Below are 25555 nucleotides of genomic sequence, written 5' to 3' on the forward strand. Positions count from 1 at the left end.
GCTCAGGCGGTCTCGGCCGCGGCCAGGGCGTCGTCGATGGTGAGGGAGCCGTCGTAGAGAGCCTTGCCGACCACGACGCCGGCCAGCACCCGGTTGCCGGACTCCAGGCCGGCCAGGGCCCGCAGGTGCTCGGCCGCCCCCACGCCGCCGGACGCCACCACCTCGGTCTCCAGCTCGTCCAGCAGGGACGCGTAGGTGTCCAGGTCGGGGCCGGAGCCCACGCCGTCGACGTCGATCTGGGTGACGACGTAGGCGGCGAAGCCGGCGTCGTCCATCTCCCGGGCCACGTCCAGGAGGGCCCGGCCCGAGCCCTCCTGCCAGCCCCGCACCGCCACCTCCTGGCCCCGTGCGTCGAGGCCCAGCACCACCCGGCCCGGGTGGCGGGCGGCCAGCGACCGGGCCCACGCCGGGTCGTCGAGGGCGGCGGTGCCCACCACCACCCGGCGCACGCCGGCGGCCAGCAGCTCCTCGGCGTCGGCGTCGGAGCGGACCCCGCCCCCGGTCTGGACCGGGGTGGCCACGGCGGCGGCGATGGCGGCGATGACCGGCCGGTTGACCGGCGCCCCGGTCCGGGCCGCGTCCAGGTCGACCACGTGGACCCACGGCGCCCCGGCGTCGGCGAACACCTTGGCCTGGGCCACGGGGTCGTCGCCGTAGACGGTCTCGCGGGCGAAGTCGCCCTGGGTGAGGCGGACGCAACGGCCGCCCCGCAGGTCGATGGCCGGGAACAGGTCCATCAGCGCGGCGCCCCCACCGCCCGATCGGCCCCGCACTCGGCCACGAACCCGGCCAGCAGGGCCAGGCCCACCGCGCTCGACTTCTCGGGGTGGAACTGGGTGGCCCAGCACCGGCCCCGCTCGACCATGGCCGCCACCGGCCCGCCGTAGTCGCAGGTGGCCACGACCAGGTCGTCGGGCGCCTCCACCGCGTAGGAGTGGACGAAGTACACCCAGGCCGGGTCGGGAAGCTCGGCGGCCAGGGCCGGGCGGCGGCGCCAGTCCAGGACGTTCCACTGCATCTGCGGGTGCTTGACCCCCTCCGGCAGGCGCCGGGCCCAGCCCGGCAGGGCGCCCAGGCCGGGGACGCCAGGGGTCTCGTCGGAGCCCTCGAAGAGCATCTGCATGCCCACGCACACCCCCAGGAAGGGCCGGCCCCCGGCGGTGGCGTCGGCCACCCCGGCCGCGGCCACGTCGGCCAGGCCGGCCTCGGCCAGGGCCTCCATGCACCGCCCGAAGGCGCCCACGCCGGGCAGCACCACGCCGTCGGCGGCCGCGATGAGCTCGACATCCGCGGTGAGGCGGGCGTCCGCCCCCACCAGCTGCAGGGCCTTCTGGGCCGAGCGCAGGTTGCCGATGCCGTAGTCGAGCACGGCCACCAGCGGGGCCCTCACGTCCGCCGACCCCACCCGCCGCCCTGACGGGGTCGGCTGCGCCGACGCGGTCACAACAGGCCCTTGGTGGAGGGGACGCCGGTGCCCTCGATGCGCACGGCGTCGCGCAGGCAGCGGGCCACGCCCTTGAACGTGGCCTCCAGCACGTGGTGGGTGTTGCGGCCGGCCCGCCGGGTGACGTGCAGGGTGATGCCGGCCGAGGTGGCGAAGGAGTGCCAGAAGTGCTCGGCCATCTCGGGGTTGAACGGCGGGTCGCCCAGGGGCAGCACCTCGCCGAAGGGCACGTCGTAGGCCACGAACGGGCGCCCCGAGAGGTCGAGGGCCACCTCCACCAGGGCCTCGTCCAGGGGGTAGAGGCCCGAGGCGAAGCGGCGCACGCCGGCCTTGTCGCCCAGCGCCTCGCGGAAGGTCTCGCCCAGCAGGATGCCCACGTCCTCGACGGTGTGGTGGCCGTCCACGTGCAGGTCGCCGGTGGCCTCGACGGTCAGGTCGAACCCGCCGTGGCGACCGACCTGGTCGAGCATGTGGTCGAAGAAGGGCAGGCCGGTGCGGGCCGCCACCTGGCCCTGCGGGCCGTCGACGTCGAGGGTGACGGAGATCTCCGTCTCCTTGGTGGTGCGCGACCGGGAGGCGGCGCGGGCGGGGCGGGGCTCGGTCATGCGAGGACCTCTCGGAGAGCGGTGAGGAAGCGGTCGTCCTCGTCGGTGGTGCCGACGGTGACCCGGAGGCAGCCCTGCAGGCGGGGCCACGACGAGCAGTCGCGCACCAGGACGGAGCGGTCGACCAGGGCCCGCCACACGGCGGCGGCATCGGCGGCCCGGGGCCGGAACAGGATGAAGTTGGCGGCCGACGGCCACACGTCGCACGGCAGGTCGCGCAGGCCGGCCTCCAGCCGGCCCCGCTCCTCGACCAGGTGGGAGACGCGGGCCTCCATCTCGCCCACGAAGTCGAGGGCCACCACCCCGGCCACCTGCTTGAGCGCGTCGAGGTGGTACGGCAGCACCACCTTGTCCAGCTCGGCCACCACCCACGACGGCCCGACCAGGTAGCCCAGGCGGGCCGCGGCCATGGACCACGTCTTGGAGAAGGTGCGGGTGACGACCAGGGGGACGCCCTCCCCCACCAGCTCCAGGGCCGACCACGGGGCGAACTGGCCGTAGGCCTCGTCCACCACCAGCAGCCCGGGCACCAGGCCCAGGACCTCGGCCACCACCTCCGGGGCCTCGACCATGCCGGTGGGGTTGTTGGGCGAGCACAGGTAGGTGAGGGCGGGATCGGCGCCGGCCAGCACCCGGCGCACCTCGTCCCGGTCGAGGGAGAGGTCGGCGGCCCGCTCGCCCTCGGCCACGGTGGCCCCGGTGATGCGGGCGATGTGGGAGTGGAGGGCGTAGGTGGGCTCGAACACGGCCACCGACCGCCCGGGCCCGGCGTAGGCCAGGGACAGGGTCTGGAGCACCTCGTTGGACCCGTTGGCCACGAACACCTGGGCCGGCTCGACGCCGTGGAGGGCGGCGATGCGGGCCCGCAGGGCGGTGGCCCCCCGGTCGGGGTACCGGTGCCAGTCGACCCGGGCCACGGCGGCGGCCACCGCCTCCAGGAAGGCGGCGGGCGGCGGGACCGGCGACTCGTTGGTGTTGAGCCGGACCTCCACGTCGACCTGGGGCGAGTGGTAGCCCTCCACCAGGGACAGGTCGGGGCGCGGCTGGACCAGCGGGGTCATGGCGAGGGCGCCAGGCGGCGGCGGACGGAGTCGGCGTGGGCCGGCAGGCCCTCGGCCTCGGCCAGGGCCATCACGTGGGGACCGACCAGGGCCAGGGCCTCACGGTCGAGGGTGACCACGTGGACGTCCTTGGTGAAGTCGGTGACGGTGAGGGCCGAACCGAACCGGGCCGTGCCCGCGGTGGGCAGGACGTGGCTGGGCCCGGCCACGTAGTCGCCCACCGAGGCCGGGGCCCACGGCCCCACGAACACCGCCCCGGCGTGGCGGACGGCCGCCACCACCTGGTCCGACGCCGTCGTCTCGCAGATGACCTCCAGGTGCTCGGGGGCCACCAGGTTGACCACCGCCGCGGCCTGGGCCGGCCCGTCGACCAGGGCCAGGTGGCCGCCGGCGGCGAAGGTGGCCTCGATGTCGGCCCGGCGGGGGGAGGTCGCCACCTGGGCCGCGATCTCGGCATCGACGGCATCGGCCACGGCCTCGTCCCAGGTGATGAGCCAGGCCCGGCCGCCGGGGCCGTGCTCGGCCTGGAGGATGACGTCCACCGCGGCCAGGGCCGGCGGGGCCGAGGCGTCGGCCACCACGATGACCTCGGACGGGCCGGCGAAGGCGGAGGGCACGCCGACCCGGCCCTCCCCGGCCACCTGGCGCTTGGCCTCGGCCACGTACACGTTGCCCGGCCCCACGATGACGTCGACGGGGGGGATGGACTCGGTGCCGTAGGCCAGGGCGGCGATGGCCTGGGCCCCGCCCACCCGGTGGACCTCGGCCACGCCGGCCACCGCGGCGGCGGCCAGGGTCAGGGCCGGGACCTCGCCGTCGGGCCCGGGGGGCACGCACAGGACGACCTCCGGCACCCCGGCCACCCGGGCCGGGATGGCGGTCATGAGCACGGTCGAGGGGTACAGGGCCCGGCCACCGGGCACGTAGCAGCCGGCCCGGTCGACGGGCTGGGCCCGCCCGGCGATGGTGATGCCGTCCCTCCGGTAGGTGGTGGCCGGCCGGAGCTGGTGGCGGTGGAAGTCCTCGATGCCGGCCGCCGCCGCCTCCAGGGCCGCGCCCACCTCGGCCGGCACCGCGGCCCGGGCCGCGGCCAGGGCCGCCTCGGGGACCCGGGTCTCGGCCACGTCGACGCCGTCGAAGCGACTGGTGAGCTGGCGCACCGCGGCGTCGCCGCCAGCCCTGACCGCCTCCAGCACCTCGCGCACCGCGGCCCGGGGGCCGTCGCCGTCGAGGGCCACCGGGGGCAGGAGGTCGGCGAGCGCGCCGTCGGCGACGCCACGCAGGTCGAGGCGGGTGAGCACGGCAGCACGCTACCGAAGCCAGGAGGGCCGTCCCCCACCGGTTCCGGCCGCCACACTGGGACGATGGCCGCCCCCGACATGCCCACCACCGCCTCCCTCAGCACCATGACCTCGCAGGTCGACGAGCTCCTGGCCCGCACCCTGGTCGGGGCCCGGGCCACCGACCGGGACGGCACCGAGGCGGTGTCGGCCGCCCTGTACGACGCCGAGCGGGCCCTGCGGTCGGCCCGCCGGGCCCTGGAGGCCGCCGGGCGCAGGCTGGGGTGAAAAAGACGACGGGGGCGCCAGAGGCGCCCCCGTCGAGGCGACACCGGGCGGCGGATCCCAGCGTCGCAGGAACCAGGTGGCGGGAACCTGGTCAGCCGTCATCATACGCACGTAGACCCGGACCCCGTCCAGCCCTTCGACCCGCCCGCCGGGTCTTTTCTTTGGCAGTTGCTGTCCCGATGTCGGGATCAGGGCACCTGACCGGCCGAGGGGCAGACGTCGGCCAGCACGCACTCCCCGCAGCGGGGCGACCGCGACCGGCAGGTGGCCCGGCCGTGGAGGATGAGGCGCAGGCTGAACATGCCCCGCTGCCCCGCCGGCACCAGGGGGTTGAGGGCCCGCTCGGCCCGCACCGGGTCGGTCTCCTCGGTCAGGCCCAGGCGGCGCGACACCCGGCCCACGTGGGTGTCGACCGGCAGGCCGGGCTGGCCCAGGGCCACGGTGCGCACCACGTTGGCCGTCTTGCGCCCCACCCCCGGGATGGTCACCAGGTCGGACATGCGGGACGGCACCTCGCCCCCGAAGCTTGTGTCGACGGCGTGGGCCATGCCCAGCAGGCTCTTGGCCTTGTTGCGGAAGAACCCGGTGGGGCGGATGAGCTCCTCCACCTCGCCCGGGTCGGCCCCGGCCAGGTCGTGGGGCGTCGGGTAGCGGGCGAAGAGGGCCGGCGTCACCAGGTTGACCCGCTCGTCGGTGCACTGGGCCGACAGGATGGTGGCGGCCAGCAGCTCGTACGCGTTGCGGTGGTCGAGGGCGCAAAGCTCGGTCGCCGTCCCCGGGTACAGCTCGCCGAGCCGCTCGTGGACCACCCGAGCCCGGCCCTGGGGGGAGCGAGGGCGAGCCATGCCCGGAGAGTAGGCCGGTAGGGTCGCCGCCGTGCCCGGCCCCCCCGACCTGCGCCTCACCGAGGCCGGCGGCGAGGTGGCCGACGGACCGGCCGCCGGCCTGCGGGCCCGGGCCCGGGTGCGGGGTGGCGACCTGTGGATGGCCACCGATCCCCTGCCCGCCGGGACCGGCCCGGCCGCCGCCGCCGCATCCGCCCTCCTGGACGCCCTGGCCACCCGGGCCCTGGCCGCCGGGGCCCCGGCCGCCCACTGGGAGACCGAGGACGACGAGTCCACCGTCGACGCCGTGGCCACCGCCGCCGGCCTGCCCGCCCAGCGGGCCATCCTCCACCTCCGCCGCCCCCTCCCCCTGGAGGACGGCCTGGTGGCCGTCACCGCTCCCGTCGCCGTCCGGCCCCTACGCCCCGGCACCACGGACGAGGAGGCCTGGGTGCGGTGCAACAACCGCTCCTTCGCCGGCCACCCCGACCAGGGCCACGAGACCGTGGCCTCGCTGCGGGCCACCATGGCCGAGCCCTGGTTCGACCCGGCCGGCCTGCTGGTGGCCGACGGCCACCCCCCGGTCGACGAGGGCGGCGACCTGGACGGCTTCTGCTGGACCAAGGTCCACCCCGCCGACGGCGACGGCCCTCGCCGGGGCGAGATCTACGTGATCGGCGTCGACCCCTCGGCCGGGGGGCGGGGCCTGGGCCGGTCCCTGGTGGTGGCCGGCCTGGCCCACCTGGCCGCCGGAGGCGTGGGCCTGGCCCTGCTCTACGTGGACGCCGACAACGCCCCGGCCCGCCGCCTCTACGACGGCCTGGGCTTCACCCTCCACCGCACCCGCCGGGTCCGCACCCGCCGCGCCGGCCCCGGGCTCCCACCCGGTCAGGGCCGGACCGAGTAGGGCTCCTCCCCGGGCCGTGCCGCGCCCGGCACCCACCGGAACGGGAGCGGAGCCCGCCACCAGATCCCCCGGTGGGCCCGCACGAGGCCCACCACGGAGATGCCCACGCTGTAGCCGACCGAGGCCAGCGTCAGCACCCCGATCACGACCAGGGCGACGACGCCCCCCGACGACCCGCCCGATTCGCTGGCGGCCAGGCCCACGAAGAGGATCGCCACCGAGACCAGGGCGAAGGGAAACGAGAGCACCAGGCCCACGAGGGCCAGGTTCAGGGCCTCAGCGGCGTGGTGCCGCACGAAGGGACGGTCCTTGGCCCCGAAGTAGAGCACCAGGGGACCGATCCAGGTGACGAGGCTCAGCCCCCACACCAACAGGGCCTGCGTCCGCTCGGCGGCCGGGTCCGCCCCGGGGCGCGGGGCGCGGCCCACCCCGGCGGCCACGGCCACCCGGGCCGACGTCCACGACAGGCCGTCCCACCACCACCAGGCCCCCTCGGCATCGGCGTACCAGCCCGGCTGCTCGGGAACGGTGGTGGCGTCCATGGCCGCAGGCTACGGCCCGGCCCCGGGGCGGGCGTACCCTCGGGGCGTGGTCCGGCCCTCCCGCTACGACGTCGACCGGGCCGCGCTGGGCGCCCTGCTGGAGGGCCAGCCCCGATACCGGGTCGACCAGGTGTGGACCGGCCTCCACCAGCGCCTGGCCGGGCCCGAGGAGATGACCGACATCCCCCTGGCCCTGCGGCGCCACCTGGCCGAGGCCCTGCCCGCGGGCCTGGCCCTGGCCACCGAGGCCACCGCCGACGGCGGAGACACCGTGAAGTGGCTGTGGAGCCTGGCCGACGGGGCCCGGGTCGAGACCGTCCTCATGCACTACCCGGGGCGGTCCACGGTGTGCGTGTCCAGCCAGGCCGGCTGCGCCATGGGCTGCGGCTTCTGCGCCACCGGGCAGGCCGGGTTCTCCCGCCACCTGAGCGCCGGGGAGATCGTCGAGCAGGTGGTGCGGGCCGCCCGCCGGGCCCGGGACGACGGGCGCCGCCTGGCCAACGTGGTGTTCATGGGCATGGGCGAGCCGCTGGCCAACTACGACGCCACCTGGGGCGCCATCCGCCGCATCCACGGCGACCTGGGCCTGGGGGCCCGGCACCTGACCGTGTCGACGGTGGGGATCGTGCCCGGCATCCGGCGCATGGCCGCCGAGGACCTGCCGGTCAACCTGGCCGTCTCGCTCCACTCGGCCGACGACACCCGCCGGGACGAGCTGGTCCCCATCAACCGCCGCTACCCGCTGGCGGTGCTGGCCGACGCCTGCCGCCAGCACGTGGAGGCCACCGGGCGGCGGCTCTCCTTCGAGTGGGCCCTGATCGACGGGGTCAACGACCAGCCCCGCGACGCCGCCCAGCTGGCCGACTACGCCAGGCCCCTGCGGGCGCACGTCAACCTCATCCCCCTCAACCCCACGCCCGGCTACCCCACCCGCGGCACCCCGCCGGCCGGGGTCGAGGCCTTCCGTGACGACTTGGCGGCCCGGGGCGTGAACGTCACCGTCCGCGACACCCGGGGCACGTCCATCGACGCCGCCTGCGGCCAGCTGGCCGCCGGGGCAGCCACCCCGCTGGCCGCCCCCACCGTCCGGCGAGCCCGGCGGTAGCGTCACCGGGGGGCAGCCGACCACCCGGAGCGACGTGATCCCCCGACGACGGAACGTGCAGCCGACGGCGCCCCCCGCTCGCCGCGCCCCGGCCGTCGTCCTGGTGGCGGCGCTGGCCGCCGCCGTCCTGGCCGGGGACCCGGCGGCCGCCGCGCTGCCCGGGCCGGCCCGGGCCCCGGGCCCGCCGCCGGTCCAGGCCCCGGAGCCCGACGTGCCCCTGCCCACCAACCCGATCTCGCCCCGGTTGGACGACGTGGGGCTGGCCAGCGACGAGCTGGACAGCCGCCGGGGCGTCCTGGACGAGGCCCGGGACCGCCGCGACGCCGCCGTCCGCCACCGCAACGAGCTGCGCCAGCGGCTGGTCGACATCGCCGCCGAGCGGGCGGCCACCGTCACCGCCCTGGAGCAGCGCCGGGCCGAGGAGGCCCAGCGGGGCGAGGAGCGGGCCGCCGCCGTCCGAGCCCACCGGCAGCGCGCAGCCGAGGCCAAGGAGGCCGGGCTGCGCCTGGGGCGGGCCCAGGACCGCCTGCGGGGGCTGCTGGTCGACTCCTACATGTCGGGCTCGACCGCGGTGGCCGACGAGCTGGCCGCCCTGTCCGGCACCGGCGGGATCAACGACTCGCTGGTGCGCCTGACCCTGGGCGAGTCGACGGTGGCCGGCCGGGCCCGCGACGTCGAGCAGCTGACCGTGGCCCGGGACGACGCCCTGGCCGCCCGGGGCCGGGCCCTCGAAGCCCGCCGCCGGGCCGAGCAGGCCGAGCGGGACGCCATCGCCGCCCGCCGGGCCACCGAGCAGCACATCGCCGACCTCGACGCCGAGGCCCGGCGCACGGTCGAGGACGAGGCCGTGGCGGCGGCCGACGTGCAGCGCCGCGAGGGCGAGGTCCTGGTGGCCCTGGACCGGTTGGGCCCGGCCCGGCTACGGGCCGACGTGGTGGGGCTCGACTTCCAGCTGGTGGCCCTCGACGCCTGGGTGAAGGCGGCCGACACCGCCCCCTGCCGCCTGGAGTGGTGGGCCCTGGCCGGCATCTCCAAGGTCGAGGGGCGCCACGGCACCTACGGGGGCGGCACCCTCACGGCCCGGGGCCGGCCCACCAGGGCCATCATCGGGCCCCGCCTCGACGGCGGTCCCTTCGCGGTGGTGGGCGACAGCGACGGCGGGGCCTGGGACGGCGACGCGGCGTACGACCGGGCCGTGGGCCCCATGCAGTTCATCCCCTCGACGTGGCGGGCGTGGTCCCGCGACGGCGACGGCGACGGCACCGCCGACCCCCAGTCGTTCTACGACGCCACCGCGGCGGCCGCCGCCTACCTGTGCGCCGGGCGCAGCGACCTGACCGACGAGGCCCAGCTGCGGGCCGGCTACTTCTCCTACAACCACTCGGGGGCCTACGTGGAGGCCGTGCTGGCCGAGGCCCGCCGCTACCAGGCCGCCCTCACCGTGCCGGCGGTGCCGCCGGCCCCCGCGGGGGGCTAGCGGACCAGGACGGTGAGGTCCTCGGCCCGCACCGCGTCGACCAGGTGCTCCCCCGGGGCCACCTCGGAGCCGGGCCACACCACCGAGCGCACCACACGGGCCCCCTCGCCCACCACCGCGCCCACCCCCACCACGCTGCCACCCCCCGACCAGTCCCGGTTGGCGGCCAGGTAGTCGGCCGGGGTGCCGCAGTCCACGAACGGCCCGTCGTGGACGGCCAGGTCGAGGGTGCCGGCCAGGCGGGCCGCCCGCCAGGCCACCTCGTAGAGGCCCGAGGGCTCGGTCCCCAGGGGCGCCACCGCGGCCCACGGCATGAGGGCGGCCCCGCAGTAGCGGAGGGGTCCGAAGTCGCCCCGGGCGGCATCCACCACGCACAGCAGGCGGGTGCGCTCGCCGTCCCAGCCGGCCACGAACGGGCCCAGGTCGGCGGGCAGCCAGGCGTCGGCGTTGGTGACCAGCACGGGGCGACCGTCGACCCACTCCCTCAGCAGCCCCAGCGCCCCGGCCGTGCCCCGGGCCTGCCCCTCCTCGACCGAGACGTGCACGGCGGCGCCGGCCCGGGCCAGGTGGGCCTCCATGGCCTCGCGGCCGTGGTGCACGTTGACCGCCACCGGCGCCCCGGCCACGGCCGCCACCCGGGCCACGGCGTGGTCGACCAGGGGCCGATCCCCGACCGGGCACAGGGCCTTGGGGCGGCGCCGGGTCAGGGGCCGCAGACGGGTCCCGGCTCCGGCGGCCAGGACGACGGCTGCCAGACTGTCAGCCATGCCCTTGCACCGGTGGAGCAACCAGTCCCTCCCGCAGACCCTGCAGATCGGGATGTTCCTGCTCTACATCGACGCCGTCTTCGGCCTGTTCGGCAAGGTGTTCGTGTTCCCCGTCGGCACCGCCCTGGTCGTCGGCTCGGCGGCCGCCGGGCTGGGCATCGCCAACGAGCGCCGGTGGGGCTGGGTGCTGGGCGTGGTCGTCTCGGCCGTGGGCCTGCTCTTCGCCCTGCTCACCTTCGGCGTCGCCGGCCTCGACGCCGTGCTGGGCCTGCTGTTCGCCGGCGCCCAACTCGCCCTCCTGGTCCACCCGCAGAGCCGGAGGCACCAGAAGGTCTGGTTCTCCTAGGCGGGCCACGTGGGCCATGATGCCCCCATGACCACGACGATCCAGGGCATCGCCGGCCTCGAGGAGCTGGTGGGCACCCACCTCGGCTACTCCGACCCCATCGAGATCACCCAAGAGCAGGTGAACACGTTCGCGGAGGCCACCGGCGACCACCAGTGGATCCACGTCGACCCGGAGCGGGCCAAGGCCGAGTCGCCCTTCGGCGGCCCCATCGCCCACGGCTACCTCACCCTCTCGCTGGGACCGACCCTGGCCCCCCAGATCATGCGGGTCGAGGGCGTGGCCATGGGCGTCAACTACGGCTGCGACAAGGTGCGGTTCCCGTCGCCGGTCCCGGTCGGCGCCAAGCTCCGCCTCGGGGCCACCCTCGACGGGGTCGAGCGCATCGCCGGCGGGGCCCAGGTCTCGATGACCTTCACCTTCGAGGTCGAGGGCGCGTCCAAGCCCTCCTGCGTGGCCAGCATCATCTTCCGCTACTACGAGTAGGCGGATTCCCGCCCGGTCCGGGCCCCTGGCTACCGTCACCGCGCATGGCCGGGACGTGGAACCTGGCTGACCTCTTCGAGGCGGTGGTCGATCGGGTCGGCGAGCGCGAGGCGGTGGTCTCCCCCGCCACCCGGCTCTCCTACGCCGACCTGGACGAGCGGGCCAACCGGCTGGCCCACGTCCTGGCCGCCCACGGCGTGGCCCGGGGCGACCGGGTGGGCCTGGCCCTCCGCAACGGCCACGAGCACCTGGAGAGCCTGCTCGGCGCCTACAAGCTGGGGGCGGTGCCGTTCAACGTCAACTACCGCTACACGGCGGCGGAGATGGCCTACCTGTTCGCCGACGCCCGGCCCCGGGTGGTGCTCCACGGGCCCGACCTGGGCGAGGCCGTCGAGCCGGCGGTGGCCGAGCGCCGGGCCGCCGGCGACGCGGTGACGCCGCTGGTGGGCCGGGGGGCGCCCCACGAGGAGCGGCTGGCGGGCGCGGACCCGGCCCGGCCCGACGGCGCCGGGCGCCGCGGGGACGACCTGTACCTGCTCTACACCGGCGGCACCACCGGCATGCCCAAGGGCGTGGAGTGGCGCCACCAGGACATCGTGGTGGCGGCCATGGGCGCCGGCTCGGGGGCCATGGTCGACGCCGGCCGCGCCCCGCGCCGGCCGGCCACGCCGGCCGCCATGGTCCAGCAGGCGGCGGCCGGACGCTCCCGCTGCCTGCCCGCCTCGCCGCTCATCCACGGCACCGCCCAGTGGGTGGCCCTGGCCACGCTGCTGGCCGGGGGCACGGTCCTGACCATCCCCGACTCCACCTTCGACCCGGCCCAGCTCTGGGACCACGCCGCGGCCGAGGCGGCCACGCTGGTCGTCATCGTGGGCGACGCCTTCGGCCGCCCTCTGGCCGACGCGCTGGCCGCCCACCCCGACCGTTGGGAGCTGGGCGCCCTGGTGGCCGTGGTCTCGGGCGGGGCCGTGCTGTCCCCGGCGGTGCGCGACGAGCTCAGCGCCCACCTCCCGTGGGCCGCCATCGTCGACGGCTACGGCACCTCCGAGACCGGTGGCCAGGGCAACGCCGTGTGGTGGCCGGGCCGCCCGGCGGCCGAGCGCACCCGGTTCCCCCTGGGCGACCACACCGCCGTCCTCGACCACGAGGGCAGCCCCCTGGTGCCGGGCATCGACACCGGGCGCATCGGCCTCATCGCCCGCCGGGGCCACATCCCCCTGGGGTACCGCAACGACCCGGTGCGCACGGCCCAGACCTTCCCGGTGCTCGACGGGGTGCGGTGGGCGGTGCCCGGCGACCTGGGCCGGGTGGAGGACGACGGCACCGTCACCCTGCTGGGCCGGGGGGCCAGCTCCATCAACACCGGCGGCGAGAAGGTCTTCCCCGACGAGGTGGAGGCCGTCCTCAAGGCCCACCCCACCGTCTTCGACGCCGCCGTGGTCGGCGTGCCCGACGAGCGGTGGGGCGAGCGGGTGACGGCGGTGGTGGCCCCGCGCGCCGGTGCCACCCTGGACCGGGCCGACCTGGAGGCCCACTGCCGCGACCACCTGGCCGCCTTCAAGGTGCCGCGCCGCCTGGTCGAGGTGGCCGCCGTGCGGCGCCTCCCCTCCGGCAAGGCCGACCACGCCTGGGTCCGGGCCGTGGCCCGCACCGGTCCCGCCCCGCGCGACGAGGCCCCCACCGGCTCCTGACCGGCCCTCAGCCCCCCGGCGCCCCCCGGGCCCGGAGGACGACGGCGGCCGTGGGCCCGTCGAGGCTCGAGGCCCGCCGGTCGAGGCGGTAGCCGGCCGGGTGGTCGAAGGCGGCCAGGCCGGCCGGGTCGTCCAGGCCGGTGGCCACCAGGTGGCGGACCAGGGCCCCCTTCAGCAGCTTGTTCCAGTGGCTCACCGTGGCCCCCTCGGCGGTGACGAACCGGACCGTGATGCGCCGGGCCCAGGGCACCGCGCCCGGGTCCCACGCCGCGGCGTGCTCGGCCGGGAGCAGATCCCACACCACCCGGCGGGCCAGGCGGTCGGCCAGGGCGGCGGTGAGCCGGGGCCGCCACCAGGTGGAGAGCCGGCCCAGGGGGGCCAGGCGGGCGCCCATCTCCAGCCGGTGGTCGGGCACGGGGTCGGCCGGGGCCACCACCCCGCCCAGGCCGGAGAAGACGAGGGCGGTGGCCCGCAGCCGCCGCCGGGCCGGGGCCGGCAGCGAGCCGGGGTCCAGCTCCCGGTACAGCACCCCCGCGTAGCGCTCCAGCGCCGGCCGGGTGGGCGCCGCGGCCACGGCCCGGCCGCCCGGGTCGAGGGCGGCCAGGACCTCGGCCCGGGCCCCGTCCAGCTCGGGCAGGGCCCCCGCGCCGGGCTGCCACGGCGGGCCCGACCCGCCGGGGGCGGTGGCCTTGGACGGCGGCAGGAGGATGGCGAAGGCGCGGGCCACGGCGGCCGATCCTGGCACGGGCGCCCCCCCGGTCCGTCGCCGGCCCGGGCCCGCCCGTATCCTCGCCGTCGTGAGCACCCCCGTCACCCGCTCGGGCCGCCCGCTGTCCCGCGGCGCCCTGCCCGACGCCGACCACCTGCCCACCGGCGAGGAGAAGGTCCGGGCCGTGCGGGCCATGTTCGACACCATCGCCCCCCGCTACGACCTGGTGAACCGGGTCATGACCTTCCGCATGGACGTCGGGTGGCGACGGCGCAGCGTCCGGGCCCTGGCCCTGCCGGCCGGCTCGCGGGTGCTGGACCTGGCCTGCGGCACCGGCGACCTGTGCACCGAGCTGGTGCGCTCCGGCCACCGGCCCGTGGGGGTCGACCTGTCGTTCGGGATGCTGGTGGCGGCCCGGACCCGGGCCCCGCTGGTCCACGCCGACGTCCTCGGCCTCCCGGTGCCCGACGGGGCCGTCGACGGGGTCACCTGCGGGTTCGCCCTGCGCAACCTGGAGGACCTGCCCCGCTTCTTCACCGAGCTGGCCCGGGTGGTGCGACCCGGCGGGCGCATCGCCCTGTTGGAGGTGGCCGAGCCCCCCAACCCGCTGCTCCGGTGGGGTCACGGCCTGTACTTCGGGAAGGTGGTGCCCCGCATCGGGGGGCTGCTGTCGGACCCGGCGGCCTACCGCTACCTGCCCCGGTCGGTGTCGTACCTGCCCTCCGGCGACCGGATGCTGGGGATGCTGGACCAGGTCGGCTTCGGCCAGGCCCGCCACGACCTCCTGTCGGTGGGCATCGCCCGCCTGGTCACCGCCACCCGCCTGCCGCCCGACGGGGCCCGGTGACCGCCCCGGCCCCGGCCGGCGGGCGCCTGGTGGCCCGCACCACCCGCCTGGACGTGGCCCCCGAGCCCCTGGCCGTGGCCGGGGGCGACGGCCTGCTGTTCAGCGCCCCGGGGGGCGAGGCGCTGGCCGGCCGGGGCGAGGCGGCCCGGGTCCGGCCCGAGGACGCCGCCGCCCTGCTGGGCGCGGCCCGGGTCGAGGACCCGGTGGGCCGGCCCGGCACCGGCCCCGTGGCCCTGGGCGCCCTGCCCTTCCACCCCGACGAGGCCGGCGCCCTGGTGGTGCCGGCCCTGGTGGTGGGCCGGGCCCCCGACGGGACGGCCTGGGTGACGACGGTGGGCACCGAGGACGCCCCGCCCGCCGACCCGGCCACCCTCGACGGCGCCCGGCTCCGGGCTCCCGACGTGCGGGGCCCCGGGCCCGGCTCGTTCGCGGTGGAGAGCGCCCGGTCGCCGTCGGACTGGTGCGGCGCGGTGGCCGAGGCCACGGCCCGCATCCGGGCCGGTGGGCTGGACAAGGTGGTGCTGGCCCGCGAGGTCCGGGTCACCGCCGATGCCCCCTTCGACCTGGCCGCCGTGCTGCGCCGCCTGGCCCTCGGGTTCCCCGGTTGCCACCTGTGGTCCGTCGACGGGTTCGTGGGGGCCAGCCCCGAGCTGCTGGTGGGCCGGGACGGCGACCGGGTCCGGTCCCAGCCCATGGCCGGCACCGCCCCCCGGCGGGGTGACCCGGTGGCCGACGCCGACGCCGTGGCCGGCCTGCTGGCCTCGCCCTCGTACCGGCACGAGCACCAGGTCACCATCGACGCCGTGTACGACGCCCTGGTGCCGTTCTGCTCCTTCCTGGACTTCGAGGCCGAGCCGTCGGTGGTGGCCCTGCCCAACGTGACCCACCTGGCCACCACGGTGTCGGGGGTGCTGTCGTCGCCCCCGGCCTCGGTGCTGGACCTGGTGGCCGCCCTCCACCCCACCCCGGCGGTGTGCGGGCGGCCGCGGGCCGCGGCCCTGGCCGCCATCGCCGAGCTGGAGGGCTTCGCCCGGGGGCCCTACGCCGGGGCCGTGGGCTGGACCGACCGCCACGGCAACGGCACCTGGGCCGTGGCCATCCGCAGCGCGGTGGTGGACGGGGCCGAGGCCCGGGTGTTCGGCGGCAACGGCATCGTGGCCGACAGCGATCCCCCCACCGAGCTCATCGAGACCCGGGCCAAGCTCCAGGCCATGCTCTCGGTCCTGGTCCGGCCCTGACCGTCCTGACCGGAGCTGGCCCGACCGGATCAGGCCCAACCGGAGCGGGCCTGGCCGGATCGGCCCCTCAGGCGGCCAGGGGGGCGGCGGCCGAGCCCATGAGGTCGCGCAGGTTGTCGCAGTAGAAGCGCCGGCGGACCTCCTCCGAGGCGTCGCCCAGCGAGGCCTCGAAGCGCTCGATGGGCCGGCGCCCGCCCTCCACGTGGGGGTAGTCGGAGGAGAACAGGCACACCTCGGCGCCGGACTGCTCGATGATCCACCCGACGTCCTCGGTGGGGTACGGCGTGGCCCGCACCTGGCGCCGGACGTACTCGGTGGGCCGCAGCGACAGGGCCCGGAGGCGCTCCTCGTGGCGGCCGAAGGCCTCGAAGGCCGACTCCATCTGCCGGGTCCACGACGGCACCCAGACGGCCCCCTGCTCGATCACCCCGAAGCGCAGGTCGGGGAACCGCTCCAGCACCCCGTCGAAGATCATGGTGGCCAGGGTCTGGGCCGGCGGGCCGGGGATGCCCATGTAGTCGACCGAGCGGAAGTTCTCCTCGCCGCCGTGGAAGTCGGGCGGGACCGGCAACCCGTTCTCGACGTACGCGGGATCGATGAGGTCGCCGGTGCCCCCCACGTGGAACACGATCGGCAGGCCGGCCTCCTGGGCCCGGGCCCACACCGGGTCGAGACCGACGTGGCTGGGCGAGTGGCCCGGCGGGCAGCCCGAGGCCACCAGCAGGGCGGCCGCCCCCATGGCGATGGCCTCCTCGGCCATGGCCGCGGCCCGGTCCAGGTCGACCAGCGGCACGTAGCAGGTGGGCAGGAGGCGATCATCCACCGAGCAGAACTCGACCATGCCCCGGTTGTGGGCCCGGGCCGTGCCGTAGGCCAGGTCCAGGTCGCCGCCGTGCTCCCAGTCCCGCAGGCGGCGGTTGTGGAAGGTGTTGAACACCAGCTGGCTGGAGAAGCCCAGCAGGTCCAGGGCCCGGGGCCGGTCCTCGGCCAGGAACGAGCCGGTGGCCGCGAAGTTCTTGCGCCGGATGATCTCGGCCTCCTCCTCGGCCCGGTAGGCGTCGGAGCGGTGGCGCTGGGCCAGCTGGTCGAAGGCGGCCCGGAGGTCGCGCTGCTGCGCCTCGGGGTCGCCGGTCTGGCGCAGCTCGTTGCCCCCCGGGTAGCGCAGGGGGGCGATGCGGTCCCGCACGTCCGGGTCGGCGTGGTCGCGCAGCCACGTCGGCGTCTCCATGATGTGGGCGTCGGCGTCGTGGACGATGCGCCCGCTGCTGTACGGCATGCCCGCCAGTCTGGCCACGCGGTCCCGCCCGTGCTCGGCACCCGGGCGGCGGGCCTCAGGACGGGTCGAGGGCGGCGGCCACCGTGGTGTGGACCCGGCGGTGGACCTCGACGTTGGCGGCCCGGTCGGTGACCACCCGGACCAGGCGGACCCCCCCGGCCCGCAGGGAGGCCACCACCGCCGGCCCCACCTCGGCGGCGCCGGCCGGCTCCACCGTGACCAGGCCGTGGGCCGCGGCCAGGACCCGCAGGTCGACCCCGTGGGGGGTGCCGAACAGGGCCTCGAACGTGGGCCCGCCGGGCTCGGTGGCCTGGGGCAGGAACGAGAAGATGCCGCCGCCGTCGTTGTCCACCACCACCACGGTCAGGTCGACGCCTCGGGCCGCCGCCCCCAGCAGGGCGTTGCCGTCGTGGAGGAGGGCCACGTCGCCCACCAGGCAGGCGGTGGGCCGCCCGGTGCCCAGGGCCACGCCCAGGGCGGTGGAGGCCACCCCGTCGATGCCGTTGGCCCCCCGGTTAGCCCACACCCGCACCCCGCTGCGGGGCCGGCCGTACCACTCCAGGTCCCGCACCGGCATGGAGGACGAGACCACCAGCTGGTCGCCGTCGGCCAGGGCGGCCAGCACGGCGCGGGCCACCCCGGGCTCGGTGGCCTCCGGGTGGCCGGCCAGGCACGCGGCGATGGCGCCCTGGGCCGCGGCCTCGGCCGTCGCCCACCGCTCGGGCCAGCCCGGCTCGGTGGCCGGGGCCACCAGCACGCCCGCCCCGTCGGCGGCGCCCATGGCCTCGACCAGGCCGGCGGCCGGGGCCGCCACCCGGAGGGCGGTGTCGAGGGCCGGGTCGGACCACCCCACCGGTTGGACCCGCACGTGGGTGGCCCCGCTGCCGGCCAGCCACTCGGCCACCACCCGCGACGCCGGGGGCGCCCCCAGGTGGAGCACCACGTCGGGCCGGAGGGCCTCGGCCGTGGGCCCGTGCCGGAGCAGGGCGTCGGCCGCCGCCACCACGGCCGCCCCCCGCACGCCGTGGCCCTCCAGGCCGGCCCGCACCCTCGCGTCCAGCAGCAGGGGCCAGCCCAGGGCCGAGGCGATGCGGGGGGCGGCGTTGGCCACGCTGCCGGGCCCGGACACCGGAGCGCCCGGTTCGGCCCCGGCCACCACCACGCCCCGGCGGGCGGTGCGGAGGACGGCATCGAGGGCCCGGAGGTCGGGCCCGATCCGGCGGGGGGCCGTCGTCGTCCACGGGGCGCCGCCGGCCCGCCCCTCGGGGAGGGTCCCGGCCGTGCCCACCAGCGGCTCGCGGAAGGCCAGGTCCAGGTGCACCGGCCCCGGCCCGGGACCTCCGCCCGTCCCGGTGGCCTCCAGCACGGCCCGAGCCGCGACGGCCCGCCACGTGCTCCGGGCCGCCGGGTCGGGCACGCCGGGGGCGTGGGACCAGCGGGTGGCCGGCCCGAACAGGCGGTGCTGGTCGATGGTCTGGGGGGCGCCCACGTCGCCCAGCTCCGGGGGCCGGTCGGCGGTCACGGCCAGCAGGGGCACCCAGGCGTGGTGGGCCTCGACCACCGCCGGGTGGAGCTCGGCCGCCGCCGTGCCGCTGGTGGTCAGGACCACGGCGGGACGGCCGGTGGCCAGGCCCAGGCCCAGGGCGGTGAAGGCCCCGGCCCGCTCGTCGTGGTGCACGTGCACCCGTATCCGCTCCTCGGCGGCCAGGGCCAGGGCCATGGGCGTGGACCGGCTGCCCGGGCACACCACCGCGTCGGTGACCCCGGCCCGGGCCCACTCGTCGACCACGGTGGCGCAGAAGGTGGCGGCCACGTCCTGCGGGAGAGGGGCTCCGTCGGTCACACGGGCAGCGTAGGAGCGGCGCCGGGGGACCCCGGTACCGTGGCCGGGTGCTGCACGTCGCCCCCCCGGTGGGCCCCGAGGGCGGGGCGGCCCTGGTCCTGCTGCACGGCTTCACCCAGACCGGCGCGTCGTGGGACCCACTGGTGCCGGCCCTGGCCGCCCGGCACCGGGTCCACCGGGTGGACCTCCCCGGCCACGGCGGCTCCGCAGACCTCGAGCTCGACCTGGCCGACACCGCCGCGGCCCTGGCCGGACCGCTCGGGCCGGCCACCTGGCTGGGCTACTCCATGGGGGGCCGGGTGGCCCTGCGCCTGGCCCTCGACCACCCCGAGGCGGTGGAGGGCCTGGTCCTGGTGGGGGCCACGGCCGGCCTCGACGACCCCGCCGAGCGGGCCGCCCGCCGGGCCGCCGACGAGGAGCTGGCCCGCACCGTCGAGCGGGACGGGGTCGACGCCTTCCTGGACCGGTGGCTGGCCCAACCGCTGTTCGCCACCCTGGACCCCGAGCGGGCCGGCCGGGAGGCCCGCCGGGCCAACACCGCGGCCGGCCTGGCCGCCTCGCTGCGCCGCTCGGGCACCGGCACCATGGACCCGCCGTGGTGGGACGAGCTGCCGGCCCTGGGCCGGGCCGGCGTCCCGGTCACGGTGGTGGCCGGGGAGCACGACGACCGCTTCCGGGCCCTGGGGGCCCGCCTGGCCGACGGCATCGGGCCCACGGCCACCACCGTCATGGTCCCCGGCACCGGCCACGCCTGCCACCTGGAGGACCCGGACGGCTTCCTGGCTGCCGTCGGTCCCGCCCTGCCCTGAGCGCGACCCGGCCCGAAAACGGTAGCGACCCCGGCGCCGTCCGGCCGAAGCCGGGCGGCGGCCGGGGCCACCGGGCGGACGAGGATCCACCATGCGATCGGTGCGCAGCGTTAGCTTCGCTCTGATCACTCACATCGCCCGTCGGAGCCGAAGCTCCGGCGGGCGATGCCCGTTACCCGGCCTCGCAGGTGGCCCGAAGGCCCCCGGCGCGGCGGGCGGCAGATCTCGTCCTCCACGGCGGTGGTCGGCTCCTCGGTCCCCGGTGTCGGTGCCCCGGGGCGAACCCCGTGGTCGTGCTCCGTGTCCCTCGGCGCTTCCGTGCCGCTGCAGTACGGGGACTTTGCGCGATCAGCGCGACGGGGTCAAGGGCTTCGGGCCAGGTTCGCGAGATCCACAGGGTTGTCCCCCGCGCCACCGCCCTGGTCCCCAGGGAGGCACCCCGTCGTCCACCGTCCACCCACAGCATCGCCCACACCCCCGCGCCGGCCGCCCCGAACAGCCGTACGGGGCTCAACCCCAGGCCGCCAGCCCGGCCGCGAAGGCCACGCCGAAGACGAGCTGGACCCGGCCGGTGGCCACCAGCACCGGGATCAGGGCCGGCCCCCGAGCCCCGCCCAGCACCGCGGTGACCGGCTTCTGGGCCAGGAGCACGGCGACCAGGGCCACGCCCCCCGAGGGCCGGCCCCCGAGCCCGGCCACCAGCGGCACCAGCACGAAGGCCCCGGCCACCAGGCCCACGTAGAGGCCCCGGGTCCGCCGGTCCCCCAGGCGCACGGCCAGGGTGCGCTTGCCCACCTCGGTGTCGCCGGGGATGTCGCGCAGGTTGTTGGTGACCAGGAGGGCGGTGGCCAGGAGGCCCACCGGCACCGAGGCGGCCAGGGCCAGGCCGTCGAGCCCCCCGGTCTGGACGTACGCCGAGCCGGCGGTGGCCACCACCCCGAAGAAGGTGAACACGAACACCTCGCCGAAGCCGGCGTAGCCGTAGGGCCGGGGCCCCCCGGTGTAGAACCAGCCGGCCGCCATGGCCAGGGCCCCCACCACCAGCAGCTCGGGCCCCACGGCCAGGGCCAGCGCCGCGCCGGCCACCCCGGCCACGGCGAAGGCGGCCACCGCGGCCCGCTTCACCGCCCCGGGGCGGGCCAGGCCCTGGCCCACCAGGCGCACCGGGCCGACCCGCCGCTCGTCGGCGTCGGTGCCCCGGATGCCGTCGCTGTAGTCGTTGGCGTAGTTGGTGGCCACCTGGAGGGCCAGGGCCACCACCAGGGCGGCGACCGCCCGCCACCAGACGAGGCCCCCCTCGACCTGGCCCACGGCGCAGGCCGTGCCCACGGCCACCGGGACCACGGCGGCGGGCAGGGTCCGCGGCCGGGCCCCGGCCAGCCACAGGCGCCACCCCTGGGGGCGGGCCGGGGCGGGGGGCGAGGTCGCGGTCACGGGCGCTTGGGGAAGCGCTCGAAGGCGGGCCGGCGCTTCTCCTTGAAGGCGTCCCGGCCCTCCTGGGCCTCCTCCGAGCCGTAGAAGAGGAGGTTGGTGTCGTGGGCCAGCTGCTGGATGCCGGCCAGGCCGTCCTCCTCGGCGTGGAAGCTGGCCTTCAGCAGGCGCAGGGCGAACGGCGAGAGGTGCAGCATGTCCCGGCACCAGCGCACCGTCTCGGCCTCCAGCTCCTCCAGGGGCACCACCGCGTTGACCAGCCCCCAGTCCAGGGCCTGGGCCGCGTCGTAGCGGCGGCACAGCAGCCAGATCTCCTTGGCCCGCTTCTGGCCGATCTGGCGGGCCAGGACCGAGGCCCCGAACCCGCCGTCGAAGGAGCCGACCCGGGGGCCGGTCTGGCCGAAGGTGGCGTTGTCGGCAGCGATGGTCAGGTCGCACAGCACGTGGAGCACGTGGCCGCCGCCCATGGCGTAGCCGGCCACCATGGCCACCACCGGCTTGGGCAGGCGGCGGATCTGGACGTGCAGGTCGGTGACCAGGAACCGGCCCACGCCCCGCTGGCCCACGGCGTCGTCGCCCACGTAGCCCGAGTCGCCCCGGGCCCGCTGGTCGCCGCCGCTGCAGAAGGCCAGGGGGCCCTCGCCGGTGAGGACCACCACGCCCACGTCGGGGTCCTCACGGGCCCGAGTGAAGGCGGCGATCAGCTCCTCCACCGTGTGGGGGCGGAAGGCGTTGCGGACCTCGGGCCGGTCGATGGTGATCTTGGCGATGCGCCCGCCGCCGTCACCGTCGGGGAAGGCCTCGGCCGTCTCGTAGCGGATGTCGGTCCACTCCCCCGCCGGCTCCCAGGCCAGGGCGGGGACGATGGTGCGGTCGGCGTCGGCGGGATCGGCCATGGCGGCGAGTCTCGCCCAGCGCCACCCTCGGACGCACCTCCGCCGCGGCCCGGCGGCCCGGCTCAGCCCCGGCCGGAGCTGATGATGCGGCGCAGGACCCGGCGACCGGCGTCGCCCTCCTCGGCCTCCCGGCCCTCGGCCGAAGCGGCGGCGGCCACGGCTCGGGCCGCGGCCGGGCTCAGGGCCTCGAGCTGGAGGGCGAGGTCGTCCTCGTCCATGGACGGCGTGGGCCAGTCCGGGGTGCCCTCGGCGCCGCCGTCGGGGGCGGCGCCCTCGGGCCCCGCCACCAGCTCGGGAGCGGGTTCCGGCTGGGGCTCCGGCTGGGCCTCGGGCAGCGCCTCGGGCAGCGTCGAGGCCTCCCCGCCCAGGTAGCGGTGGTCGCCGACCGGGCCCCCGGGGGGCGTGTCGAGGTCGACGGCCAGGCTGGCGTCCACCGCCACCGGCGGGTCCAGGGCGAAGGGGTCGTGGGCCAGGGGCTCGGCGTCGTAGGGGGCGAGGAGGTCGGCCAGGGCCCCGACCGGTGACGGGGCGTCGCCGGGGGCGGCCACCTCGTCGTCCACCGGCACCTCGTCCGGGACCGGGCCGGGGGCGAAGGGATCGCGGGCGAAGGGGTCGCCGGCGGGGAGCACGTCCACGGCCTCGACCGGGGCGATCGGGGCCTCGGCGGCCACGGGCTCGACCTCGGCGGCGGGGGCGTCGTCGGGCTCGTCCCGCTCGGCCGGCCCCACCTCGACCAGGCCCAGGTCGACCAGGTCCTTGAGGGCCAGGGCGGCCCCGACCTCGTCGAAGCCGAGGGCGGCGGCGAAGTCCCGGGCGGTGGTGCGGGGGACGATGGCCATGAGCTGGCGCCAGGTGGCGCGGCCGATGGCCACCTCGTCGGTGTCGAGCTCGGCCCGCAGCTGCAGGGTCACGTCCGGGGTCGGCACCAGGGCCTCGACCGGGCGCCACGCCTCCAACCGGGCCTCGGCGCCGGCCAGCACGTCCAGGGCGTCGAGGGCCTCGACGGGCTCGTCGGGCCCGCCGTCGGGCTCGAAGCGGAAGGTGCCGTCGGTCAGGCGCAGCAGGGCGAACAGGGCGCTCTCGGCGCCGCCCGGGTCACCCCCGACCAGGTCGCCGTCGACGAACCACAGGCGGCCCGAGCCGCGGTCGCCGTCGATGGACAGCTCGCCCGTCTTGGTCGTCGTCGCCAGCAGCCGCACCAGGTCGGCGAGAGCGAACGTGTCGAGGGTGCCCTGCAGGGCCATGGCCCACCTCCATGTCGAACGGGACCGGTCCCCATCGGCAGGCCGACCCCGGCCTTGAGGCCCGATCCGCGGGTCAGTGGCGGGCGGCCAGGGCGGCTACCGCGGCGGCCGACATGACCTCCACCGGCGGGTCCTCGCCGGTCCAGCGCCGGAAGGCGTGGGCGGCCTGGTGGACCAGCATGCCGACGCCGGTCACGGGGACGGCGCCGGCGGCCCGGGCCGCGGCCAGCAGCGGCGTCTCCACCGGGTCGTAGACCAGGTCGGCCACCACCTGGCCGGGGCCCAGGCGGGCCGGGTCGACCGGCAGGGCGGTGTCGCCCCCCATCCCCTGGGGCGTGGCGTTGACCACCAGGTCGGCACCGTCCACGGCCTCGGGGCCGGCCACCTGGCCCACGGGGCCGGCCAGGGCCGCGGCCCGGGCCGCTCGCTCGGCGCTGCGGTTGGCCACGCCCACCGCGGCCGCCCCCCCGGCGGCCAGGGCGGCGATGACGGCCCGGGCCGCGCCCCCGGCCCCGACCACCAGGGCCCGCCGGCCGGCCGGGTCCCAGCCGTGGTCGACCCGCAGGGCGTCCAGGAAGCCGGGCCCGTCGGTGCTGTCCCCCTCCAGCTGGGTCCCCCGCCAGGCCACGCAGTTCACCGCGCCCAGGCGTTCGGCCCGGGGCGTCACCACGTCGACGGCGGCGGCCACCGCCTCCTTGTGGGGCATGGTGACCGACAGGCCGCCCAGCCGCAGGCTGCGCATGGCGGCCAGGGCGGCGGGGGCCCGCCCGGGGGGGACGGCCACCGCGAAGTAGCTCCAGTCCAGCCCCAGGGCGTCGAAGGCGGCGTTGTGGATCACCGGGGACAGCGAGTGCTCCACCGGCGAGCCGATGACCCAGCACACCCGCGGGTGACTCACCCGCACCCCAGGTCGGCGTCCTCGCACGCCTGCTTGGCGGCCAGGAACTCGTCCTCGCTGGCGGTGAAGAAGTGCTGGTCCTCGGTCTCCAGCACGTAGTAGAACCAGTCGCCCGTGGCCGGCGTGAGGGCCGCCTCGATCGAGGCCCGGCCCGGGGCGGCGATGGGGGTCGGGGGCAGTCCGGCCTGGCGGCGGGTGTTGTAGGGCGAGTCGCTCTCGAAGTCGATGGGCAGGCCGCTGATCTCGGACAGGTACCGGCTGGTGGCGTCGATGCCCAGCGGCTCCCCGGCCAGCAGCCGGTTGTAGATCACCCGGGCGATCTTGGGCGACTCCTGGGGGTTGCCGGTCTCGCGCTCGATGAGGGAGGCCACGGTGAGGACCTGGTACGGGGTGAGGCCGGGGGGGACGTCGTCGCCCCGGACACCTTCGGCGATCCCGGCCCGCTGGGCCTCGGCGTCGAGGGTGTCGACCATGCGCTCGACCAGCGAGCGGGGGGTGTCGAGGGGCCCGACCTCGTAGGTGGAGGGGAACAGCGTGCCCTCCAGCGAGGTCTGGTCGGCGGGCTGGTACTGCGAGCGGATCCCGGCGTCGGCCAGGGCGGCCCGGATCTGCTCGAGGGTGAACCGGGGCACCTCGTCGTGGATGCGGGCGATGACCTGCTCGACGGTGAAGCCCTCGGGGATGGTCACGTCCGTGGTCACCGGCGACCGGGGGCCGGCCCGCAGCACGGTCTCGACCTCGGCGAAGGACGAGCTGCGCCGGAACTGGTAGATCCCGGCCTGCAGGTCGATCTCCTTGTCCCGGATCCAGAACCGGAAGATGGTGGCGTTGGCCACCACGTCGGCGTCGCCCAGCAGGGAGCCCAGGTCGGTGAGGCGGGCCCCGTTGGGCACGGTGACGTCCACCACCGCCCCCGGCGGGCCCGGCGGGTCGACCTGGCGCTGGTACCAGCTCCGGCCCCCGACGGCCAGGGCCCCGAACAGCACCACGATGAGGCCCAGCACCACCAGCACCTTGGGCAGTCCCGCCCGCTCGCGGGGCATGTCGACGATGTCGTCGTCGGCTCGGGGCATGGGGGGCGTCACTCCTCGGCGTCGCCGGGTGGGGCGACGCGTCGCGTCATGGGGCAGCCGCCGTCGAGCCAAGCCTGGAGGAGCACGGCGGCGGCGGCGCGGTCCACCACCCTACGACGCGCCCGCTCGTCGAGGCCCGCCTCGGCCAGGAGGCGGTGGGCGGTGACGGTGGTGAACCGCTCGTCGTGGAGGACGACGGGCACCGCCACCGCCGCGGCCACGGCCCGCGCCTCGTCGACGGCCGACCGGGCCGCGGGGCCCTCGCTCCCGTCGAGCGACAGCGGGTAGCCCACCACCACCACCTCGACCTCCTCCTCGGCCACGATGCGGGCGATGTCGCGGACCAGCCGGGGCCGGTCGCGGGTGCGCTCCAGCACCTCGTAGGGGCTGGCCAGGCGACCCTCGGGGTCGCTCAGGGCCAGGCCCACCCGGACCGTGCCGGGGTCGATCCCCAGGGCCCGCACCCGC

General features: G+C 77.3%; 27 protein-coding genes. 10 read left to right on the top strand and 17 right to left on the bottom strand.

Annotation, left to right across the window (positions count from 1 at the left end; genetic code table 11):
* Nucleotides 1–2 precede the first annotated feature (2 nt).
* The 5 genes from hisA to hisD are packed head-to-tail and all read right to left on the bottom strand — an operon-like array spanning nucleotide 3 to nucleotide 4411.
* Nucleotides 3–737 carry a 1-(5-phosphoribosyl)-5-[(5-phosphoribosylamino)methylideneamino]imidazole-4-carboxamide isomerase gene (gene hisA / locus VEW93_03310; protein HYI60815.1) on the bottom strand — a complete coding sequence of 245 codons (735 nt, stop codon included), beginning with the start codon at nucleotides 735–737 and terminating at the stop codon, nucleotides 3–5.
* Nucleotides 737–1390, bottom strand: coding sequence for an imidazole glycerol phosphate synthase subunit HisH (gene hisH / locus VEW93_03315; GenBank protein HYI60816.1), 654 nt, complete (start codon nucleotides 1388–1390; stop codon nucleotides 737–739). Before hisH ends, hisA begins: the two co-directional genes overlap by 1 nt.
* Nucleotides 1391–1440: 50 nt before the next feature.
* Nucleotides 1441–2049: an imidazoleglycerol-phosphate dehydratase HisB gene (gene hisB, locus VEW93_03320; protein HYI60817.1), complete on the bottom strand. Its 609-nt coding sequence runs from the start codon at nucleotides 2047–2049 to the stop codon at nucleotides 1441–1443.
* The gene (gene hisC / locus VEW93_03325; protein HYI60818.1) at nucleotides 2046–3110 is read right to left on the bottom strand and encodes a histidinol-phosphate transaminase; all 1065 of its coding nucleotides are present in this window, start codon (nucleotides 3108–3110) and stop codon (nucleotides 2046–2048) included. Before hisC ends, hisB begins: the two co-directional genes overlap by 4 nt.
* Nucleotides 3107–4411, bottom strand: a complete 1305-nt coding sequence (gene hisD, locus VEW93_03330; protein ID HYI60819.1) for a histidinol dehydrogenase — start codon at nucleotides 4409–4411, stop codon at nucleotides 3107–3109. The genes hisC and hisD overlap by 4 nt, the downstream gene beginning before the upstream one ends.
* 63 nt (nucleotides 4412–4474) lie before the next feature.
* Here hisD and VEW93_03335 point away from each other — a divergent pair, with 63 nt between their 5' ends.
* Nucleotides 4475–4678 (top strand): hypothetical protein, encoded by a 204-nt coding sequence (locus VEW93_03335; protein ID HYI60820.1) that lies wholly within the window; start codon nucleotides 4475–4477, stop codon nucleotides 4676–4678.
* Between the two features lie 188 nt (nucleotides 4679–4866).
* Here VEW93_03335 and nth read toward each other — a convergent pair whose 3' ends face one another.
* Nucleotides 4867–5523: an endonuclease III gene (nth, locus tag VEW93_03340; protein HYI60821.1), complete on the bottom strand. Its 657-nt coding sequence runs from the start codon at nucleotides 5521–5523 to the stop codon at nucleotides 4867–4869.
* Nucleotides 5524–5554: 31 nt separating this feature from the next.
* Between nth and mshD the strand changes: the two genes are divergently transcribed.
* Nucleotides 5555–6409: a mycothiol synthase gene (gene mshD, locus VEW93_03345; protein ID HYI60822.1), complete on the top strand. Its 855-nt coding sequence runs from the start codon at nucleotides 5555–5557 to the stop codon at nucleotides 6407–6409.
* Here mshD and VEW93_03350 read toward each other — a convergent pair.
* Nucleotides 6391–6951, bottom strand: coding sequence for a DUF4870 domain-containing protein (locus tag VEW93_03350; GenBank protein ID HYI60823.1), 561 nt, complete (start codon nucleotides 6949–6951; stop codon nucleotides 6391–6393). The genes mshD and VEW93_03350 overlap by 19 nt on opposite strands.
* Before the next feature lie 46 nt (nucleotides 6952–6997).
* Between VEW93_03350 and rlmN the strand changes: the two genes are divergently transcribed.
* Together rlmN and VEW93_03360 are read left to right on the top strand one after the other, a co-directional pair.
* The gene (gene rlmN, locus VEW93_03355; GenBank protein HYI60824.1) at nucleotides 6998–8056 is read left to right on the top strand and encodes a 23S rRNA (adenine(2503)-C(2))-methyltransferase RlmN; all 1059 of its coding nucleotides are present in this window, start codon (nucleotides 6998–7000) and stop codon (nucleotides 8054–8056) included.
* A gap of 55 nt (nucleotides 8057–8111) precedes the next feature.
* Nucleotides 8112–9533, top strand: coding sequence for a lytic murein transglycosylase (locus VEW93_03360; GenBank protein ID HYI60825.1), 1422 nt, complete (start codon nucleotides 8112–8114; stop codon nucleotides 9531–9533).
* On the opposite strand, the gene VEW93_03365 is transcribed toward VEW93_03360, so the two are convergent.
* A complete protein-coding gene (locus VEW93_03365) occupies nucleotides 9530–10300 on the bottom strand; it encodes a sugar phosphate nucleotidyltransferase (protein ID HYI60826.1) in 771 nt (256 codons plus the stop codon). The two genes, VEW93_03360 and VEW93_03365, sit on opposite strands and share 4 nt — an antisense overlap.
* On the opposite strand from VEW93_03365, the gene VEW93_03370 reads away from it, so the two are divergent.
* The 3 genes from VEW93_03370 to VEW93_03380 are packed head-to-tail and all read left to right on the top strand — an operon-like array spanning nucleotide 10299 to nucleotide 12823.
* Entirely contained in the window at nucleotides 10299–10646 is a 348-nt protein-coding gene (locus tag VEW93_03370) for a hypothetical protein (GenBank protein HYI60827.1), read from the top strand. The two genes, VEW93_03365 and VEW93_03370, sit on opposite strands and share 2 nt — an antisense overlap.
* Before the next feature lie 27 nt (nucleotides 10647–10673).
* The gene (locus VEW93_03375) at nucleotides 10674–11132 is read left to right on the top strand and encodes a MaoC family dehydratase (protein HYI60828.1); all 459 of its coding nucleotides are present in this window, start codon (nucleotides 10674–10676) and stop codon (nucleotides 11130–11132) included.
* A gap of 44 nt (nucleotides 11133–11176) precedes the next feature.
* The gene (locus tag VEW93_03380; protein ID HYI60829.1) at nucleotides 11177–12823 is read left to right on the top strand and encodes an AMP-binding protein; all 1647 of its coding nucleotides are present in this window, start codon (nucleotides 11177–11179) and stop codon (nucleotides 12821–12823) included.
* Nucleotides 12824–12830: 7 nt separating this feature from the next.
* Here VEW93_03380 and yaaA read toward each other — a convergent pair whose 3' ends face one another.
* Nucleotides 12831–13550, bottom strand: a complete 720-nt coding sequence (gene yaaA, locus VEW93_03385) for a peroxide stress protein YaaA (GenBank protein HYI60830.1) — start codon at nucleotides 13548–13550, stop codon at nucleotides 12831–12833.
* Between the two features lie 70 nt (nucleotides 13551–13620).
* Here yaaA and VEW93_03390 point away from each other — a divergent pair, with 70 nt between their 5' ends.
* Nucleotides 13621–14379: a ubiquinone/menaquinone biosynthesis methyltransferase gene (locus VEW93_03390; protein HYI60831.1), complete on the top strand. Its 759-nt coding sequence runs from the start codon at nucleotides 13621–13623 to the stop codon at nucleotides 14377–14379.
* A complete protein-coding gene (locus tag VEW93_03395; GenBank protein HYI60832.1) occupies nucleotides 14376–15617 on the top strand; it encodes an isochorismate synthase in 1242 nt (413 codons plus the stop codon). Before VEW93_03390 ends, VEW93_03395 begins: the two co-directional genes overlap by 4 nt.
* Before the next feature lie 67 nt (nucleotides 15618–15684).
* Here the strand turns inward: VEW93_03395 and VEW93_03400 are convergent, their stop codons facing one another.
* The gene (locus VEW93_03400) at nucleotides 15685–16893 is read right to left on the bottom strand and encodes an amidohydrolase family protein (protein ID HYI60833.1); all 1209 of its coding nucleotides are present in this window, start codon (nucleotides 16891–16893) and stop codon (nucleotides 15685–15687) included.
* Nucleotides 16894–16948: 55 nt separating this feature from the next.
* A complete protein-coding gene (menD, locus tag VEW93_03405) occupies nucleotides 16949–18736 on the bottom strand; it encodes a 2-succinyl-5-enolpyruvyl-6-hydroxy-3-cyclohexene-1-carboxylic-acid synthase (protein ID HYI60834.1) in 1788 nt (595 codons plus the stop codon).
* 47 nt (nucleotides 18737–18783) lie between these two features.
* Between menD and VEW93_03410 the strand changes: the two genes are divergently transcribed.
* Nucleotides 18784–19545 (top strand): alpha/beta fold hydrolase, encoded by a 762-nt coding sequence (locus tag VEW93_03410; protein HYI60835.1) that lies wholly within the window; start codon nucleotides 18784–18786, stop codon nucleotides 19543–19545.
* 510 nt (nucleotides 19546–20055) lie between these two features.
* Here VEW93_03410 and VEW93_03415 read toward each other — a convergent pair.
* The 6 genes from VEW93_03415 to ruvX form a co-directional block, all read right to left on the bottom strand.
* A complete protein-coding gene (locus VEW93_03415) occupies nucleotides 20056–20979 on the bottom strand; it encodes a 1,4-dihydroxy-2-naphthoate polyprenyltransferase (GenBank protein HYI60836.1) in 924 nt (307 codons plus the stop codon).
* Complete coding sequence (gene menB, locus VEW93_03420) at nucleotides 20976–21872, bottom strand: 1,4-dihydroxy-2-naphthoyl-CoA synthase (GenBank protein HYI60837.1); 897 nt, start codon at nucleotides 21870–21872, stop codon at nucleotides 20976–20978. Before menB ends, VEW93_03415 begins: the two co-directional genes overlap by 4 nt.
* A gap of 62 nt (nucleotides 21873–21934) precedes the next feature.
* Nucleotides 21935–23116: a DUF4388 domain-containing protein gene (locus VEW93_03425; protein HYI60838.1), complete on the bottom strand. Its 1182-nt coding sequence runs from the start codon at nucleotides 23114–23116 to the stop codon at nucleotides 21935–21937.
* A gap of 73 nt (nucleotides 23117–23189) precedes the next feature.
* On the bottom strand, nucleotides 23190–24014 hold the full coding sequence (aroE, locus tag VEW93_03430; GenBank protein HYI60839.1) for a shikimate dehydrogenase: 825 nt from the start codon (nucleotides 24012–24014) through the stop codon (nucleotides 23190–23192).
* A complete protein-coding gene (gene mltG / locus VEW93_03435; GenBank protein ID HYI60840.1) occupies nucleotides 24011–25087 on the bottom strand; it encodes an endolytic transglycosylase MltG in 1077 nt (358 codons plus the stop codon). Before mltG ends, aroE begins: the two co-directional genes overlap by 4 nt.
* 8 nt (nucleotides 25088–25095) lie before the next feature.
* Nucleotides 25096–25551, bottom strand: a complete 456-nt coding sequence (ruvX, locus tag VEW93_03440) for a Holliday junction resolvase RuvX (protein HYI60841.1) — start codon at nucleotides 25549–25551, stop codon at nucleotides 25096–25098.
* Nucleotides 25552–25555 lie beyond the last annotated feature (4 nt).

It is taken from the genome of Acidimicrobiales bacterium (genome assembly GCA_035630295.1).
Lineage (GTDB): Bacteria > Actinomycetota > Acidimicrobiia > Acidimicrobiales > Iamiaceae > Iamia.